Genomic DNA, 15,078 nt, shown 5'->3' with positions numbered 1-15,078 from the left:
TTTTGATCCAGCGACGTTGCCCACATGTATCCGAAAGACTACACTCCAAAAACTCATTATTCGCTTGTAGTCACACCTGAGTTTGACAACTGGCTGGCCAGGCTCAAGGACCCAAAAGCTAGAGCCCGAATTACGGCACGACTGATTTCGGTCGAACTTGGAAATCTTGGTGACACGCAAACGGTTGGCGAACGAGTCAGTGAGATGAGAATTCACACAGGTCCAGGCTACAGGATTTATTTCTCACGTCAGGGTGAGACGGTCTATCTGCTCCTGTGCGGTGGAGATAAATCCTCCCAGCGGCGAGACATCAAGCTGGCCAAGCAAATACTGGGCACAATCGAACGAGATCAACTGCCATGACCCAGCTCAAACCTTTTGAAGCGTCGAAATATCTTACAGATGAAGAAACCATTTTCGAGTTTTTGACAGCCGCCCTCGAAGATCAAAACCCGGATGTATTCTTGCGTGCTTTGAATGAAGCTGCGAAAGCCCATGGCATGAGCCAACTCGCTCGAGATACCGGCATGGGCCGTGAGAGCCTTTATAAAGCACTAGCCCCAGGCGCAAAACCTCGCTATGACACAGTGCTGAAAGTATTAAGTGCGCTCGGAGTCAAGCTGGTTGCTCATCGTCCTTAACCAAAATCCTGACCCGAGGTAACCCATGCTCAACAACCGACGCTTCTCGGCATTCCTGTTCGACATGGACGGCACGCTGCTCAACTCCATTGTCGCTGCCGAGCGGGTCTGGACTCACTGGGCCGAGCGCCACGGCCTGGACGTCAAAACCTTCCTGCCTACCATCCACGGCGTGCGCTGCATCGATACCATCCGCAACCTCAACCTGCCCGGTGTTAACCCGGAGCTGGAAGCCGAAGTCATTTCACAAGCAGAAATAGACGATGTAGAAGGCGTCATAGAAGTCGCCGACGCCGCCCGCCTCCTCGCTTCGCTTCCGCCGGAGCGCTGGGCTATCGTCACCTCCGCCCCACGCGCGTTGGCTGAAGCACGCCTGAAAGCTGCCGGCCTGAAATTACCGGTCAACATCGTCACTTCCGAAGACGTCAGCCAAGGCAAACCCGCCCCGGACTGTTTCCTGCTTGCAGCTCAACGACTAGGCGTGGATCCGAAAGACTGCCTGGTATTCGAGGATGCGCCGGCAGGTATTGCAGCAGCTGAAGCAGCGGGTGCGAGTGTGGTGGTGATAACCGCGACGCATGAGCATGAGATGGAGACGCAGCATGGGATGTTGGAGAGTTATGAAGGGGTGACGGTGGTGGTTGATGCTGAGGGATTGGGTCTCATTCGGAACTGACCATCAGACTGCATGCAGCAAAAAGCGCTCATTTGATTAGCCTGGGCAGCAACAGCATTGCCGTGAACACTGCGCCAATCATCCCGATGGCAATTGCGATGGGATACCAGAATATTTCGCGAGTCATTTTGCGAGCTTCAGCATCAAGCCTGGTTTTTTCAGCGCCAAGCTTGTCAGCCTCCAAAACGAGCTTGCGCGCTTCGGCTAACATTTTGTTGATCTTGGCTTTGGTTTTTTCGAGCTCGGTTTCAGTCATGACGCGTTCCAGCATGGTTTCCCCTGAAATGAGCGCCTATATGTGCCTGCGCCCCTGAAACTGATTTCCCTCGTTATCCCGAGTGGATTCAGGTTCATCTTCAGCCAATTCCAATTGGCGACTGCGGTAGTTATTCATATCTCCCCGCTTTCGACTATCAATCAGGGGAAAACCGGACGATTTCTACACTCCCTCGGGATGACGTAGAACCTGTGGGAGCGAGGCTTGCCCGCGATTAAGCCGACGCAGTGCATCAGCCACACCGGAAACAACCCGAACACCAACAGCATCCTCCACCCACCCAGCCAATCACCTCACCTCACCTGACTCATCAACACCCAACCGTCTACGCCGAGCCACCAGCGCCCGCCGAAATGACAAATCTGCGTAATCCATAAAAAGCCGCGCTAGATGATTAAGCGCTACCTCCTCGCCCTCACTGCCCACAACGAAGTCGAAGCCCAATGCACGTTTGTTCTCGTCAGGTAGCTCATCCCAACTGGTCATGAGGTAGGCGTAGATGGAGCTGACGACTTGCAGCTTGGTCGACGGAGCTTGAGAGTTACGACCTAAAAGCCTGGCAGAGCGAGTCATCGCGTTACGTCGAGCTGCTTGCTTGGGAAAGCGTGAGAGTTTTGTTTTTTTCATAAATTGTGTCCTTTCAGCTAAGCCTTCCAAGATTCATTGCGTCCGTGCAGACATCCAGCCATGCGCGGAATCAAAACCAAGAATATCCGAAAATCAGATATCTGAAAATCAGTTATAGCTTACGCCGCTGTTCAACAGGAACGGCCACCATGACAAAAGCAATCTATCGACGAGAACATCAGATCCTGATCAAGCTGTTGCGAACGATCAGAGAGAACGCAGACCTGACCCAATCGGAGTGCTCCACAGCCCTTGGTCGACCGCAATCATTCATGAGCGATGTGGAGAAAGGCTCCCGACGCCTGGATCTGATTCAACTGCGGGATTTGTGCGCGGTCCTTGGCTATGCGTTGCCGCAGTTTGTGAATGAGTATGAAGAGGCGCTGGCGTCGTCTGAGTGAAAACCATCCACAACACCCGCTACCAATCCCTCCTGACCCTTCTCCTGGACGCGCGAGTAGAAGCAGGCCTGACCCAAAAAGAGCTGGCCACGAAATTGGGACGACCGCAGTCCTTCGTATCGAAAACCGAAAATGCCGAGCGAAGACTGGATGTGATTGAGTTTATGGATTTGTGTCTGGGCCTGAATGCGGATCCGCACGAACTGCTGATTAGTCTGGAAAAGATGAGCGCCGAACAATAATTGCCATCCAACTTATCCAACCCAAACAAAAAAGCCCCAGAAGCATAACTTCTGGGGCTTTCATTTGTATGGCGGAGAGATAGGGACCCTCCATATCAAAGCAAAAAAACCAACAAACACTGTATTTCTTGGCCTACATCTAAATTGTACGTATAAATACTACGTACAATTCAACTCCCAAGAGAACAACGTGGCAAATAATTTAGAACTGCAAGGCGGGATGTATCACGTTCGCCTTGCCATCCCCAAAGACGTGCAGGGTGCGTTTGGCAGCAAAAAAATTCTGTCCCAGTCATTGAAGACCGGACTTCGTTCCGAAGCCATGGATCGTCGCCTACCGATCCTTGCCCATTGGAAAAGCCAGATACAAGCTGCTCACAAAGGCAAAGTGCCACCATAAGGTTGGCAAGAAGAATTCGCATCCACAGTTGGGAAAATCGAAACGTACAGGCTGAACAAACGGCGGGCGTTGATTGGTGAGAATGTGGCACCTCACCCAGCACCGAAAAACATCAACGTGGATCAGGTCCTGATTGATAATCCCAACCTATTGGACCGCCTGGGCTTGGTATAGCGACGATCAAACGGCACTGGAATATCCTCTAGTGTTTCTTACCACTTCGCAGGCGACGACCTTGTGAAACCAGCTCCAAATTTTGTGTAACAGGTTGACATCTGACTCGAAATCAGCCCTTGGCGATTTCCGACCTCCATATACATTGAGCCGAAATATGCCGTAAAATTGAAATTGTCGATGATTCAATCGTTTCTATACTGCTAGGAGCTGAACCTAACATGTCACCATCGATCTTCGTTAGCTCAACTTTTACCGATCTACAACACCATAGAAAATTAGTACTCGATGCAATCGGCAGCCTGGAATTCGCATCGCAGGCTATGGAGGTTTTCGGGGCATTGCCTGGAACCCCAAAGGATGAGTGCCTGCGCCTAGTTAGATCCGCAGACATTTATATAGGTATTTTTGCGATGCGATATGGTTTTGTTGACCCGCTCTCTAGTAAGTCGTTAACGCAACTAGAGTACGAGGAAGCTCAAGTAGTACATCTTCCAAGTCTCATTTATATCATTGATGAAGATACGCACACAGTTTTGCCGAAGTTCGTTGACACAGGCGCAGAAGCTGAAAAGCTTCGTGTTTTCAAAAAAATCCTAAAAAACAATCATGTAGTCAATTTTTACTCATCACCAGATGACCTTGTAAAGAAGGTCACCCAAGACATCGTTCGATTGGTTTCAGCGGCGGGCAACAAGCCCACAGCGAGAGTTCTCGCAAAACTTTCACAAAATGCGGTTAAACGACACCCACTGACACCTCCACGTTTTCAATTTCTAAAACAACGGACAGCCCATATCTTTAACGACAAGATACCGAGTGCAATTTTGCAGGAAGCATTCGAACTGGTCCTTGGCGGAGACAAGATGGCTGCGGCTTTTTTGTTAACTCGAGGAGCGTCGATATCACTGGACGATGCCATTGATGGTTTAATGGAATTTGAAAAAATTCTAATTGAAATCTTGCGTAACAATGAACATTACCAACGGACCGAAAAACAAAGTTAACTTGATCACAAATAATCAAGCTATTATTTTGCTGCCCACCAGAAAACTGTACATAATCACAAAAAAAACAGCGCAATCGAAAGCGGCGGATTTATTAACAGCCAACTCAAATAACACAATAAAGAATCAATGGCATTTAGTAAATAACATTTCAAAGTCCCAACTCCCACAAAGGTTAGAATTTTTCCATCATTCTAACTTCCATCTAAAGCCTTATTACTTTTACATCCATTGCATACAAATCCATTTAAATATCTAGCCTATCCTATATTGGGCGCCTCCGCCTCTCGCGTTCGCAATAACATCATTTAAGGATACTTTGAATAATTCGAATAAAGTCTGATCTTAACTCATCGCGGTTTCGCCCATAATGCGCCATTCGGTGTGCCTCTGCAGACAATGCGATCATGTTTTCCATTGTGTCGGGGCCTCCCTCACACAACGGCACGATGTGATGGGTTTCGAGATACGTGCCCCCATTTTCAGTTTCAAACCCAGGCACCCCCGTAAGCTCGCATAGACCTTTAGAGCGAGCCAATACTTGCCTACGGACGTTAGGGTCACGACGCCGCTTCTCACCATTCAAGACATAGAACTCGTCCCGTGGCTCGGCTACAAACTGGTCTACCACGTCGTTGCGCTCATCCCAGTTAGCATCGACTACCAAACCCGCGACGAATCTGGTTTCCGCACCAGCTTCACGTATGCCATCTTTATACCCTGCCCCTGGTTTTCTACTACGAACAAGCACAAACTCGCCGCTATCTGCATTAAAGAACTCTACGTTCCATGCTTCTGAATCTAATTGCCGAGCTATCGCCCGATCATTATCCTTGTTTTCATCTTCAATAACGCGCACAGGCCCTCTAACGATGACAACGCGAACACTCGTCTCATTATCGTAAGCCAACCTGACAGTCTGCGTAAAATGATCTGCACGGTTAATTCGGGGATCAGTAACTGTCCGCTTTTGGTTACGCCGCTGTTTTTCAAGCTCGCGAATAAGGTCATCCGAAAACTTTTTTAGATTTCCAAAAAACTTAACCACACCATCGACAATAACTAATTCTTCATACCAGACACATAGCACCAAAATTGTGTTGCCCACGCCTCTAAAAGACCATTCATAACAAAAGCCACCATTTGACTGAGGTGTCTTAACTGGAGTGATCCCGTCTCGTTTAAAAGACCACGCACCTACATCTATCCCACATGCTGCCACCGCATCAATAATAAGTTGCTTTTTTATAGGTCGAATTGATGCGATATCCATAAGACAATCCAGATTGTTAACGTGACCAATTCTCATCGACTACACATTTCTAACTAGCTTAATGCAGCCAGCTGTTTGCATGCGATTCTGCCAATTACGATTAGTCCAGTACGTACCAGTCAAAACTGCTCCACTTTTGACGCGAAGTTTTGCACTCCCTTGGAAGGTGCTTACGTCAGTTTCGACAGGCTTAACCACCTCACTTTCAAAAACATAGTACAACACGTACGAACCGAATACCTCATCCTTTAGAATACGAGACAACACAACATGACTAGTCGAATATTCATCATCAGAAGTCATAGACATTGCAAAGTGAAAAACCGACATAGTAATTTCAAATCTAAGTATTTTAGATTGCGACTGACCATCAACTCCTTTGAATTGGAAGTCAGCAGTCCACCCCCCTCGCAAATCTGGACCAACATATTTATTCAAGATTCTTGAAATGCCTGGCATCGACCAAAGAGACATACCAAAAAATCTAAAAAACAAATAGATAAAAGTCCAATAACCAGTCAAAAGAGAAACAAATTTTGAAATACTGTTTACAGTGGCAATTTCATACTTAACATCAGGAAAACCAATATTCAAAAGCGGATAAGCTAAAACAAATATTGCCGTAAACAAAGCTACAATAGTAGACTTCGCTTTCATAGACAGCAAATCCCACATTAGCGGCTTCCTTTGTAAATTCTTCTTCTAATTGGATTTTTTACGGGCCTATTGTAGGGCTGAATATTTACTTTAACCTTCCCGACACCAAGCACCTGCCCTCGATATACCACTGTAGCATCCATATAGTGAATACCTGTATAAGCGCAACCTCTCGATATTTCCTCGCTGATATCCAGTGGTGTATTGTGTCCAAGGTCATTAGAGTCGGCCGCCTCTCCCCCTTGATTACGAACGATCCAAGTTATACTTGATTCAGGATGATACTCATTGAAGTTAAACACCCTAAATGAAAGTGATTCATTTTTATAACAAATCACAGACGAGGTCACTTCAGTAGACAACAAAACACCCTTTGAATCGTAATGCCTAACCTCTGTATGAGCAGGCAATGACACTGCTGGCAGGCCTGCTCTCCCACCAGCAATGGCAGCTTCGTTTATCGGAGGCAGCATATGACCGAATATACGTTCCCAAAGATAGAATGATGCAAATGCATCCTCAACCCTCATTGCAGAACCACTAACCTCTTCAAGCTCCAGCAAATGCGGACGCCAATAATCAATATCAGCCTTTGAAAACGACAGAATATCCGAGCCACTAAGTGGATTAATTACACTTTCAGATTCTAAAATACAATTGACAATTTCTTGCGCCGCTCTTGCAAAATCCGACTCATCATCAGATGAACCTATAAGATCCATAAATTTTACAACGAGAATCGTCAATGCCATAGATGACAATGGTTTAGCACGCGATGAGTTCGCCTTCAACGAAGCCCAAGCTTTAAGATACTTTATAATCCGGCGCACGACTGGTCGCTGAGAAACACCGACGCTATTATCGAACCAATCTTGAAATCCTTTTGGGTCACTATGTTCCCAACCATTTTCTGTTGCCAATACCACAGTATCATTTCGAAAATTGAAATAATACAACGGCATATCAATGTGAAAATCACCAGAAAACACAACTCGCTCACAACGCTCTTTTACTTCTTCAGGCACACGCGCACTGGGATCAAACTGACAATAATCAACTATCGCATCATGCAAATCAGATTTGATATCAACAGCATCAATACCCGACTCATCACCTTCCCCGATCAAGTAAAGACCAACATCAATATCAAACTCTTCAAACTTCGAAGTCGGCCTAATCAAAGTATGATTTTTTAGAGATCCTTGTATCCAATGCTTGACTTCAACATCAAAAACCTCAGATAGCTTTGGCTTTACAAACCCCAATAAAGCATCTCGCCCTTCTCGCGCAGTTTTTAACTGCTTGTCTGAAAGAGATATTCGTGAAAATAGAGTATTTTGATTATCTGAATCATAGAACAGCGCCGAACAACCACCCATTATATTTGCTCCTTGCAATGCCGTTATATCCCATCATCCGTTATGGCAACCCAGACGCCGGGACCTAAGCAGTAAAAGCCTAGGTGGGATACAACATCTCAGAATCTAGCAAAAAATTCCATCACTGCGTATCCAGGAAAAAAACTATTCACAGCCATATCCCGTTGATAGACGCGTCTTCACCTCACTACGTCATTGGCAAAACTCAAAGACTGTGAGCTGCTATGAGCCCGACTGGAAAGTGAAATTGTTGTTCCTTGCCCTACCCATCCGATACAAGTGATCGACGGCATAGCGCTTCCCCGGCTCGCTCAACGCCCCAGGTAGGTGCAGCCAGACTGATGACCGCAATCTGCTAGCAGCAAAGGACGCGATGTCGTCTGTGCTCACAGCGACCGGCTACTTCAACCGCACACATGTAAAGTAGCGTCACAGTGCCGATGGCCTTTGAACGGGTGGGGCACCCGACTACATGCTGTCAGAAAGGCGTAAAGGGGCTAATGGGTCCCCTTTAATGAATATGACCTGATCCAAAAATCAGGAACCGAAAAATTTCCGAGTACCAGAATTTTTCTCATAAATCGTACGTACAATATCTACGTACAATCCAAAAACAAAAAAGCCCCGCAGACCTTAATCTGCGGGGCTTTCATTTGTATGGCGGAGAGATAGGGATTTGAACCCGCTCCAACTACCGCGTAGCCCGCTCAGGGCCATAAAAAACAGGGCGCGTAAGTAACACTGCCGGAGCCTACCGGCCTATGGCGGCCCTGAATTTGCCCTATTTTTGCCCTAATCTTGTTGTTGAGATCCATCAATGAAATTGTATGTAAAACACCCAGGCAATCCTTGGAGCGTCCTGATCCCAAGCTCTAAAGGACGCTCAAATCTCCAGGTTCCAAGATATACCCCAAACACACGCTTAACTGGTATACCGCACCTGCTGCATAGGTCTCGTTTCCAGCGAGAGCTCGCTCATCTAACAGTTCCGAGGCGGCTAGATGGCCCAGAAGCTCGACGTCTATCCCCATGGATGCAGCCGTACTGAGCACGGCGAGCAAAGCTTCTCTAAATTCGCTAGCCTGGATGTCATTCATGACAGCATCTCCCGATTTTCTATAACCATAGCTGTATATCGGGAGGGAGAATGACCGATTCGAAATTGAAACTATAGCGATAATCGCGAAACGGAATTGAGTATTCCGTAGCTCCTGCCAAAGCATAATCGACTTCTGAATTGCGCAGATTGGCAATTCTTGACCGTACGCGGATCCATAGGGGACTTAAAATCCCTCGTCCTTTGGACGTGCCGGTTCGACTCCGGCTCGGGGCACCATTTAAAATCAAGGGCTTACGCACATTACTGTCGTAGGCCATTGTCGTTTCTGCTCCGCAATTCGGCGGGTTGCTCCGCAATTCTCTATTTCCACCTTACCTATGATGGACTGGACAAACTCTTAGCTCAGACCTTGGTTACGTGGCTTGCATGAAGGATGGGTGTTCTGCAGGGGATCACTAACGAATGTCGCGTTGTGGGGATACGGTATCGTATGCTTTTTTCGGTTAGCCGCGTGTCTTGAGATGGTACCGACTGTTAGATCTCGGTTAGGTTACGCAAAGCGCTTTTCCTCTCCAGCTCATCTAACTGCGATATCACATCCCTCATGCTTTCATCCCTATTCCACTCACCAGGTGGCGACTCATCAATAGGCAATCCCGCGTATGTACGGAGCTTTTGAGCTAGGCCGGATGCTTGGAGACCCAATACAGCATGGTTCCGCCTTCTTACCCAGAAATATTCGGGGTGATCTGGCGGGTCATAATCGAAATCCTGAATTCCAGCGAGCTTGCCACGAATCTGATCTAGCTGATCGGGAATGCGAAGTATCGAATACATGAGATCTGTGGGTAAGACCTTCCAATCCACTTCAAGCTCCAATGGGCTGAATACCGGAAGCGACGTCGTGGCCTCACAGTAACCATTTTGTCCAGCTGGTTGACCGTGTGAGGTACCGTCATCATTGCAAACCTCGTAGCAGTGGCTTGCAAACCGCTCCAGATGTGAGACAACGACTATTCCGAGATAGGCAGTGTTTTGGGTGATTGCACCCCGTTTAACCACCCATTCTTTAATCAGAACGAATAGGTTACCGAGCAACACGCCGGTGATGCCTGCCGCAGCAGAAATGATCGCAGAGACGTTGCCTGAATCCATGATTAGCCCTGCTTGAACGCGGTGAGTGGGGGTGAATGGGGGTGAATGGGGCGAAGGTGTTCATAGCCGTAGCGCCCAGCAACTTTTTTTTGAGGATGAGACCGAGACATGAAATTCCATACATCCTCATTGGTATTGGCTTGCACTGGCTGTGGCTGTATAAGCAAAATTTCCTACTGAGCTGGCAGCCTACGCAAGCGCAGCACGATTTGCCATGAATCTCGACTATCTTGTTGTATCGAGCGTTGCCACATCAATCTGGCTATACATTCGCCCATAAAAAACCGTGCCTTTGGCTCTGACGGCAATAAGAGTATAGTCATCACGATCATACGGTGCCATTGTACGAATTCTCTGTATTATCTGAATCGCTTGCAGATTAGGTCATAATCTTAAGGGAGAATGAAGGATATGCGTAACTCTAGCAAAAGAAAAATTCTTGATCAGCCGCCCAATGTCCAACGGAGATGGTTTGCTTTTAAAGTAATAAGATTTTTTCGACCTTACCTTGAAGGGGCCGCCCGATCGTATCTTCGTATAAAACTAGTTATCAGCGAAAGGAAGCGCTCAGCCGCTTTGACGGAAGCACTCAATACCACCGTTAAAAATTTCAAAAGAAATAAGGACTCGATGCATTTTGAATCGCTGGAGATATTTTTTAATTTGTCACTGTTTTTTCTTCTGGCAGAAAAAGATCTTCAGACTGTAAAGATAGACGCCTTAACACACCACGACAAATGGAAACGAAATCTTTCCCTGCGAATTATTTTACTTATTATCCACGAATGGGATATGGCAAAAGTTGCACCAGCAAAAAAACTCCAAGAAGCGTACAAAGCTGCGGAAATAAGTGATGAGCTGATTAAAGAAATGAATGTCGCTTTCAGAAAAATCAATAAGGCTCATGCTAACGCGAAATCCCTACTATCCTTAGCAAGGCATGCTACCATTGCTCATCGAGATGCAAACGCAATGCTCCAATATGAAATAATCATGAAGATCGATCCATTATCCACCATGAAAGTTGCTGCATCGTTTTACGAAGGGACAGATCTTTTCATTAAAGCACTGCCTAAAGTTATGATAGAGGCTAGTACTGCCAATTCATTACTGAAGCAACTTCATAGGCCTACCGGCGCCCTCCCCTTATAATCACGCCAAGAAAATGAAAGCAATGATTGCCCGGACTATCTCCCTATGTGACGTTGGTAATATCCGGATGAAAAGTCACGCTGAATTCTTCTTACGCCTTATCATGATCACTAAATAGCGTTTAACCCCTTAGCAAGACTGTTACACAGACAATGTTCCACACTTCAAGCTAGTGGCATTTCAATCTAAATACTTAGGCAAAAACAACCTTTTTCTGGCCTTCTGTTTTTGTTCGCGCCTCAACATTACGCCTAATGAAATTTGGCAAAGAGTGATAACTTGCAAACCCAAGACTAAATAGTATATCCGACAAAAACTCTGAAACCTCTCGCTGCACAACCGCACACTCAGCTGCTAATTTCTGATCTTTAATAATATCTTGAAGATCAACCACGTGATTGATTACAAAAGGACTCTGCGAGTGAATATGCGCTGATAGCAGCCTGTACGGATCTAGCTGAGTACGCGTCATGGTCTGGTTCATTACCACCAATCGTGCTGAAAAACCCTCATAATGCGATGCGAAATATTTTAATACTTCGGTTTTTAATACATAGTAGTCCCCTGTCCTGCAAAGACTAGCGTACTCCACGGCATGGTCTTTGAAATAAAGCCAACTCAAAAGCAAGTCCGGTTGTGCACGTAAAGCAAAAAGGCAGGGCCGTACAGCACCTATTGCTGCGTAAGCCGCAGCTTCCCTTATGTTTGATAACGTGGCAGTAAGGAGCTCATCAGCGATTCCCGTAAGGTGATGCACATTCAGATACTTGATCCACTCAAGGAGTAATTTAGACTCCATTTCAAATTGATTAAGTAACTCATCGCCATGAGCAATGCTAAATCCTTTTGCTTTCTCCACAAAATCTGGCAATTGCTCACTATTTTTTTTCTTGATCTTAGTCATTTCGTAGTGACCAACCAATAGCTTGAGATTTCAAGTACTTACTCCTTATATTAGCAACCACATGAAGAATCTCACCTGGCGAATAATAACCCATCAGTCGCGCCACCCAGTTTTTCAACGACTTTTTAGAGAGTGGCGGCACTTCTCCTTTGTTAACACGATATATCTCGGCAGCGATCACATCTACTACCTCATGCGACGACAAGCCAAGTTCCACCACTAAGTACTCATGGATTTTTTCATAAACGTCTAAAATTATCGGGCTATCCATATATCCCTCGCTAGCGTATGGCTCATAGCTTTCCATTGCAGGCTCGGTATTTTCACGATAATAGTTTGTTTTGCTCCTACCCATACGATTACTGCTGATTTTACGTTCCATAACATACTGAAGCTCAGAGACTATATCAGCAGCCCCATTTACCATCATTTTTAATTCATCTGGATGAAGCCTGTACAGCTCATCTATAACTTTAAAAATCTGGCTCTTTGACCAACCAGCCATGACCATTAAGCCGAACAATCTCTCAATCGATACCTTGTTCATTTTACTCCTAACGCCATAGCTAATTCGTCAGAAAGGATATGCATTTTGTCTCTTAAAGCCTTAGTGTATGCGACTTTCTTATCCGTGGCAAATCCAGTATAGTTCGGATCGGCCGTCAAGAGCGTCGAAATTGTAAGATTTGTCGCTAGTGTAATTGGCCCATATATAGGATCGCTACGAAGCTCATTCTCCACGGTGGGATCATAGCTTGTCGTGGGAACGCCATTGAGAATAATTATCTTTTTTGGCTTCTCGACTATCTCTTTGAAGTTATTAACGAAACTATCTAGCAGCCGTAGCCCCAGCATAGAATATCGATCCGGACGAACCGGAACCAGTAGATGAGTTGCCACTTTCAAAGAGCACATATTAAGAAATGAAGTACTTGGATTGCAGTCTATACAAATAATGTCGTATTGTTCTCTCGCTTTAGATATAAAATCAATAAAGCGCCTTTTCGACACATCTAAAACTTTCTTATCATCAATCAATGAAAACTTGCATAAATCAAAATCACCAGGTATTAAATCAAGCCTGTATGTTTTCCGCTCGGCTCCATGCTTAGCTATACGATCTCTAGCCCGCTTGAGTGGAACGACTAAATCGGCAACCTCTGGTGCTTGACCATCACTTTCAAAAGTTTTGAAAATCGATGCTTCCTGAGTGCACTCCATAACCGACAGTATTGTCGCCCCCTTAACTTTAAGCGCCTCATATTCCTGCTGAGTTTTAAGCGTTTGAGTTAAGTTAAACTGAGGGTCAAAATCTATCAATAAAATATTTTTACTTTTCTTACGATAAAACTCGCGAAATAGATGCGCGCTAATCGTAGTTTTGCCTACTCCACCTTTCATGTTTACAATTGCAATTACTGGAGCAAGCACTTTTTTTTCCTTAGCCATACTTAATATCCCTTAACTGTTCTAAATTCTTCCAATGGAACATAGCGCTTTCAACTATCTATAATAGTGCCTGCCTGATACTGGCGCTACGGTTTTGTTGCGTACCCATTGGTTGAGGGTCTGCTTAGTGCACGCCCTCAATGCCCATGCGTCAGAATGGCTTTCGCGAACATGAAAAAAATTCGACGAGAGATCGCCCACCAATGACCTGAAATCCGCCGACGCTTCACACATTCCATACCGAAGGAGCATTTCGATGCGACAGAGAGGGCGCTTAAGAACGGCATAGGTTGCCAACGCCTCAGCTTTGGCCCTATTACTGGCGTGCTAGGATTTTTATGGTTTGGCTCGACAGCAGTCTACGCTGCCTAGCAGAAGGTCAGCTCCGGCGCATGAGAGAATGAAGCAGCCTCTTACGTTATCTGATCGTGGCATTATGTGCGTTGCCCATTACGGAAATTCGTTAGTTGCACTTCACAGTCCAGAGCTGATCGAGCCTCGTCGTGAAATTTTGGCTCATCATCTCCCGGCGCATTCCCCAGTCTGGATCAGAGGGCACATTTGCCGTGCGCAACGTCCCGCGGCCCCACCGCTGGTTGATTTCGTCCAAGACCCGCATCACTTTCTCCGCGGCTTCTGGTTGGCATGGCGCAAACAGATCGTCGGTGAACTCGCCAGGCTGTCGCAGATCCATGAGCAAAATTTCAGCCTTGCTGTACTTGAAGCCAGGCCGGAACAGCCGATTGACTGCCTCAGTCGCAGCCTTGGTCATCAGCCGCACGTCGTTGGTGGGATATGGCAGTTCGACCAATGCGCCATTGGCATACTTCGCCTCGTCCGGGTTGAACATCCCGGTTCGGATACTGACCCTAATCTTCTTGCACAGCGAGTTCTGCGCCCGCAGCTTCTCCGCTGCGCGCTGTACATAGGTAGCCACCGCCTCTTTTATAGGCTCGATGGTTGTTAGGCGCTTGCCAAACATCCGACTTGAGCATATTTCCTGCTTGGGCGGCTCTTCTTCGCCCAGTTCCAGGCAACTGATTCCGGATAGCTCGCGGACAGTCTTCTCGATCACCACGCTGAATTTCTTTCCGAGCATCGTCGGATTAGCCTTGGCCAGGTCCATCGCCGTTAGGATATTCATCGCTTCCAGATGAGCTTTCATCTTGCGGCCGACACCCCAAACCTCTGATACGCCCGTATTGCGAAGCACCCAATCGCGCTTGAATAGGTCGCAGATATCCACTACCCCGCCCGTGTTGGCCTGCAACCGTTTGGCTGTGTGATTGGCCAGCTTTGCCAAGGTTTTGGTAGGGCCTATGCCTACGCCGACCGGAATGCCGGTTGATTGATGCACCGCAGCACGGATCGTTCGACCGAACGCTGTAAGGTCGCCGGGTATGCCAGAGAGATCAGCAAATGCTTCGTCGATGCTGTACACCTCAACGGCAGGCACCATCGATTCAATGACCGTCATGACCCTTTCACTCATGTCGCCATAAAGCGCGTAGTTGCTGCTGAAGGCCTGGACGCCGTGCTGGCGTAGCAGGTCCTTTATCTGAAAATAAGGAGCGCCCATCTTCACGAACGGCTTGGCGTCGTAA

The 15,078-nt window shown here is 46.7% G+C and carries 19 protein-coding genes; 8 read left to right on the top strand and 11 right to left on the bottom strand.

The window, feature by feature from the left end:
• Window positions 1–24 precede the first annotated feature (24 nt).
• Genes AUC60_RS07010 through AUC60_RS07000 form a run of 3 tightly spaced genes read left to right on the top strand, consistent with a single transcriptional unit; the run spans window position 25 to window position 1,317 of the window.
• Window positions 25–363 (top strand): type II toxin-antitoxin system RelE/ParE family toxin, encoded by a 339-nt coding sequence (locus tag AUC60_RS07010; protein WP_087265366.1) that lies wholly within the window; start codon window positions 25–27, stop codon window positions 361–363.
• Window positions 360–641, top strand: coding sequence for an addiction module antidote protein (locus AUC60_RS07005; protein ID WP_087265365.1), 282 nt, complete (start codon window positions 360–362; stop codon window positions 639–641). Before AUC60_RS07010 ends, AUC60_RS07005 begins: the two co-directional genes overlap by 4 nt.
• Window positions 642–666: 25 nt before the next feature.
• Window positions 667–1,317 (top strand): HAD-IA family hydrolase, encoded by a 651-nt coding sequence (locus AUC60_RS07000; protein WP_087265364.1) that lies wholly within the window; start codon window positions 667–669, stop codon window positions 1,315–1,317.
• 28 nt (window positions 1,318–1,345) lie between these two features.
• On the opposite strand, the gene AUC60_RS06995 is transcribed toward AUC60_RS07000, so the two are convergent.
• Window positions 1,346–1,588: a hypothetical protein gene (locus tag AUC60_RS06995; protein WP_238599531.1), complete on the bottom strand. Its 243-nt coding sequence runs from the start codon at window positions 1,586–1,588 to the stop codon at window positions 1,346–1,348.
• A gap of 294 nt (window positions 1,589–1,882) precedes the next feature.
• Window positions 1,883–2,221 carry a hypothetical protein gene (locus AUC60_RS28095; RefSeq protein ID WP_238599530.1) on the bottom strand — a complete coding sequence of 113 codons (339 nt, stop codon included), beginning with the start codon at window positions 2,219–2,221 and terminating at the stop codon, window positions 1,883–1,885.
• A 149-nt stretch (window positions 2,222–2,370) separates the two neighbouring features.
• On the opposite strand from AUC60_RS28095, the gene AUC60_RS06985 reads away from it, so the two are divergent.
• The 4 genes from AUC60_RS06985 (at window position 2,371) to AUC60_RS06970 (ending at window position 4,445) form a co-directional block, all read left to right on the top strand.
• Window positions 2,371–2,622 carry a helix-turn-helix domain-containing protein gene (locus AUC60_RS06985; protein ID WP_087265363.1) on the top strand — a complete coding sequence of 84 codons (252 nt, stop codon included), beginning with the start codon at window positions 2,371–2,373 and terminating at the stop codon, window positions 2,620–2,622.
• Entirely contained in the window at window positions 2,619–2,864 is a 246-nt protein-coding gene (locus AUC60_RS06980) for a helix-turn-helix domain-containing protein (RefSeq protein WP_087265362.1), read from the top strand. The genes AUC60_RS06985 and AUC60_RS06980 overlap by 4 nt, the downstream gene beginning before the upstream one ends.
• A gap of 190 nt (window positions 2,865–3,054) precedes the next feature.
• Window positions 3,055–3,264 (top strand): DUF6538 domain-containing protein, encoded by a 210-nt coding sequence (locus tag AUC60_RS06975; protein WP_087265361.1) that lies wholly within the window; start codon window positions 3,055–3,057, stop codon window positions 3,262–3,264.
• Between the two features lie 395 nt (window positions 3,265–3,659).
• Window positions 3,660–4,445: a DUF4062 domain-containing protein gene (locus tag AUC60_RS06970; protein ID WP_087265360.1), complete on the top strand. Its 786-nt coding sequence runs from the start codon at window positions 3,660–3,662 to the stop codon at window positions 4,443–4,445.
• 304 nt (window positions 4,446–4,749) lie between these two features.
• On the opposite strand, the gene AUC60_RS06965 is transcribed toward AUC60_RS06970, so the two are convergent.
• The 5 genes from AUC60_RS06965 to AUC60_RS06945 all read right to left on the bottom strand — a co-directional run bounded on the left by AUC60_RS06965 (window position 4,750) and on the right by AUC60_RS06945 (window position 9,969).
• Window positions 4,750–5,718 (bottom strand): HNH endonuclease, encoded by a 969-nt coding sequence (locus AUC60_RS06965; protein WP_087265359.1) that lies wholly within the window; start codon window positions 5,716–5,718, stop codon window positions 4,750–4,752.
• Between the two features lie 39 nt (window positions 5,719–5,757).
• On the bottom strand, window positions 5,758–6,393 hold the full coding sequence (locus AUC60_RS06960) for a Cap15 family cyclic dinucleotide receptor domain-containing protein (protein ID WP_087265358.1): 636 nt from the start codon (window positions 6,391–6,393) through the stop codon (window positions 5,758–5,760).
• Window positions 6,393–7,754: a nucleotidyltransferase gene (locus AUC60_RS06955; RefSeq protein ID WP_087265357.1), complete on the bottom strand. Its 1,362-nt coding sequence runs from the start codon at window positions 7,752–7,754 to the stop codon at window positions 6,393–6,395. The genes AUC60_RS06960 and AUC60_RS06955 overlap by 1 nt, the downstream gene beginning before the upstream one ends.
• An 872-nt stretch (window positions 7,755–8,626) precedes the next feature.
• A complete protein-coding gene (locus AUC60_RS27585) occupies window positions 8,627–8,851 on the bottom strand; it encodes a hypothetical protein (protein ID WP_144443239.1) in 225 nt (74 codons plus the stop codon).
• A 497-nt stretch (window positions 8,852–9,348) separates the two neighbouring features.
• On the bottom strand, window positions 9,349–9,969 hold the full coding sequence (locus tag AUC60_RS06945) for a hypothetical protein (protein ID WP_087265355.1): 621 nt from the start codon (window positions 9,967–9,969) through the stop codon (window positions 9,349–9,351).
• Window positions 9,970–10,380: 411 nt separating this feature from the next.
• Between AUC60_RS06945 and AUC60_RS06935 the strand changes: the two genes are divergently transcribed.
• On the top strand, window positions 10,381–11,121 hold the full coding sequence (locus AUC60_RS06935) for a hypothetical protein (protein ID WP_087265612.1): 741 nt from the start codon (window positions 10,381–10,383) through the stop codon (window positions 11,119–11,121).
• A gap of 193 nt (window positions 11,122–11,314) precedes the next feature.
• On the opposite strand, the gene AUC60_RS06930 is transcribed toward AUC60_RS06935, so the two are convergent.
• From AUC60_RS06930 to AUC60_RS06915, 4 genes are all read right to left on the bottom strand, one after another.
• Window positions 11,315–12,025, bottom strand: a complete 711-nt coding sequence (locus AUC60_RS06930) for a hypothetical protein (RefSeq protein ID WP_087265353.1) — start codon at window positions 12,023–12,025, stop codon at window positions 11,315–11,317.
• Window positions 12,018–12,572 (bottom strand): hypothetical protein, encoded by a 555-nt coding sequence (locus tag AUC60_RS06925; RefSeq protein WP_087265352.1) that lies wholly within the window; start codon window positions 12,570–12,572, stop codon window positions 12,018–12,020. The genes AUC60_RS06930 and AUC60_RS06925 overlap by 8 nt, the downstream gene beginning before the upstream one ends.
• The gene (locus AUC60_RS06920; RefSeq protein ID WP_087265351.1) at window positions 12,569–13,474 is read right to left on the bottom strand and encodes a ParA family protein; all 906 of its coding nucleotides are present in this window, start codon (window positions 13,472–13,474) and stop codon (window positions 12,569–12,571) included. The genes AUC60_RS06925 and AUC60_RS06920 overlap by 4 nt, the downstream gene beginning before the upstream one ends.
• Window positions 13,475–13,937: 463 nt before the next feature.
• Window positions 13,938–15,078 (bottom strand): Y-family DNA polymerase (locus AUC60_RS06915; RefSeq protein ID WP_087265350.1); only part of this gene is annotated, 1,141 nt, incomplete at its 5' end.

This window comes from Pseudomonas caspiana (assembly GCF_002158995.1).
Lineage (GTDB): Bacteria > Pseudomonadota > Gammaproteobacteria > Pseudomonadales > Pseudomonadaceae > Aquipseudomonas > Aquipseudomonas caspiana.
Note: the sequence above shows the minus strand (reverse complement) of the source record. Positions and strands in the feature narration are given on the sequence as shown.

Excerpts from the sequence above, each read along its gene's own strand:
- AUC60_RS06925 (WP_087265352.1), bottom strand. The coding sequence starts at position 12,572 with ATGAACAAGGTATCGATTGAGAGATTGTTCGGCTTAATGGTCATGGCT.
- AUC60_RS06930 (WP_087265353.1), bottom strand. The coding sequence starts at position 12,025 with ATGACTAAGATCAAGAAAAAAAATAGTGAGCAATTGCCAGATTTTGTG.
- AUC60_RS06985 (WP_087265363.1), top strand. The coding sequence starts at position 2,371 with ATGACAAAAGCAATCTATCGACGAGAACATCAGATCCTGATCAAGCTG.
- AUC60_RS06965 (WP_087265359.1), bottom strand. The coding sequence starts at position 5,718 with ATGGATATCGCATCAATTCGACCTATAAAAAAGCAACTTATTATTGAT.
- AUC60_RS07005 (WP_087265365.1), top strand. The coding sequence starts at position 360 with ATGACCCAGCTCAAACCTTTTGAAGCGTCGAAATATCTTACAGATGAA.
- AUC60_RS06960 (WP_087265358.1), bottom strand. The coding sequence starts at position 6,393 with ATGTGGGATTTGCTGTCTATGAAAGCGAAGTCTACTATTGTAGCTTTG.
- AUC60_RS06920 (WP_087265351.1), bottom strand. The coding sequence starts at position 13,474 with ATGGCTAAGGAAAAAAAAGTGCTTGCTCCAGTAATTGCAATTGTAAAC.
- AUC60_RS28095 (WP_238599530.1), bottom strand. The coding sequence starts at position 2,221 with ATGAAAAAAACAAAACTCTCACGCTTTCCCAAGCAAGCAGCTCGACGT.
- AUC60_RS06955 (WP_087265357.1), bottom strand. The coding sequence starts at position 7,754 with ATGGGTGGTTGTTCGGCGCTGTTCTATGATTCAGATAATCAAAATACT.
- AUC60_RS06970 (WP_087265360.1), top strand. The coding sequence starts at position 3,660 with ATGTCACCATCGATCTTCGTTAGCTCAACTTTTACCGATCTACAACAC.
- AUC60_RS06995 (WP_238599531.1), bottom strand. The coding sequence starts at position 1,588 with ATGCTGGAACGCGTCATGACTGAAACCGAGCTCGAAAAAACCAAAGCC.
- AUC60_RS27585 (WP_144443239.1), bottom strand. The coding sequence starts at position 8,851 with ATGAATGACATCCAGGCTAGCGAATTTAGAGAAGCTTTGCTCGCCGTG.
- AUC60_RS07000 (WP_087265364.1), top strand. The coding sequence starts at position 667 with ATGCTCAACAACCGACGCTTCTCGGCATTCCTGTTCGACATGGACGGC.
- AUC60_RS06945 (WP_087265355.1), bottom strand. The coding sequence starts at position 9,969 with ATGGATTCAGGCAACGTCTCTGCGATCATTTCTGCTGCGGCAGGCATC.
- AUC60_RS07010 (WP_087265366.1), top strand. The coding sequence starts at position 25 with ATGTATCCGAAAGACTACACTCCAAAAACTCATTATTCGCTTGTAGTC.
- AUC60_RS06935 (WP_087265612.1), top strand. The coding sequence starts at position 10,381 with ATGCGTAACTCTAGCAAAAGAAAAATTCTTGATCAGCCGCCCAATGTC.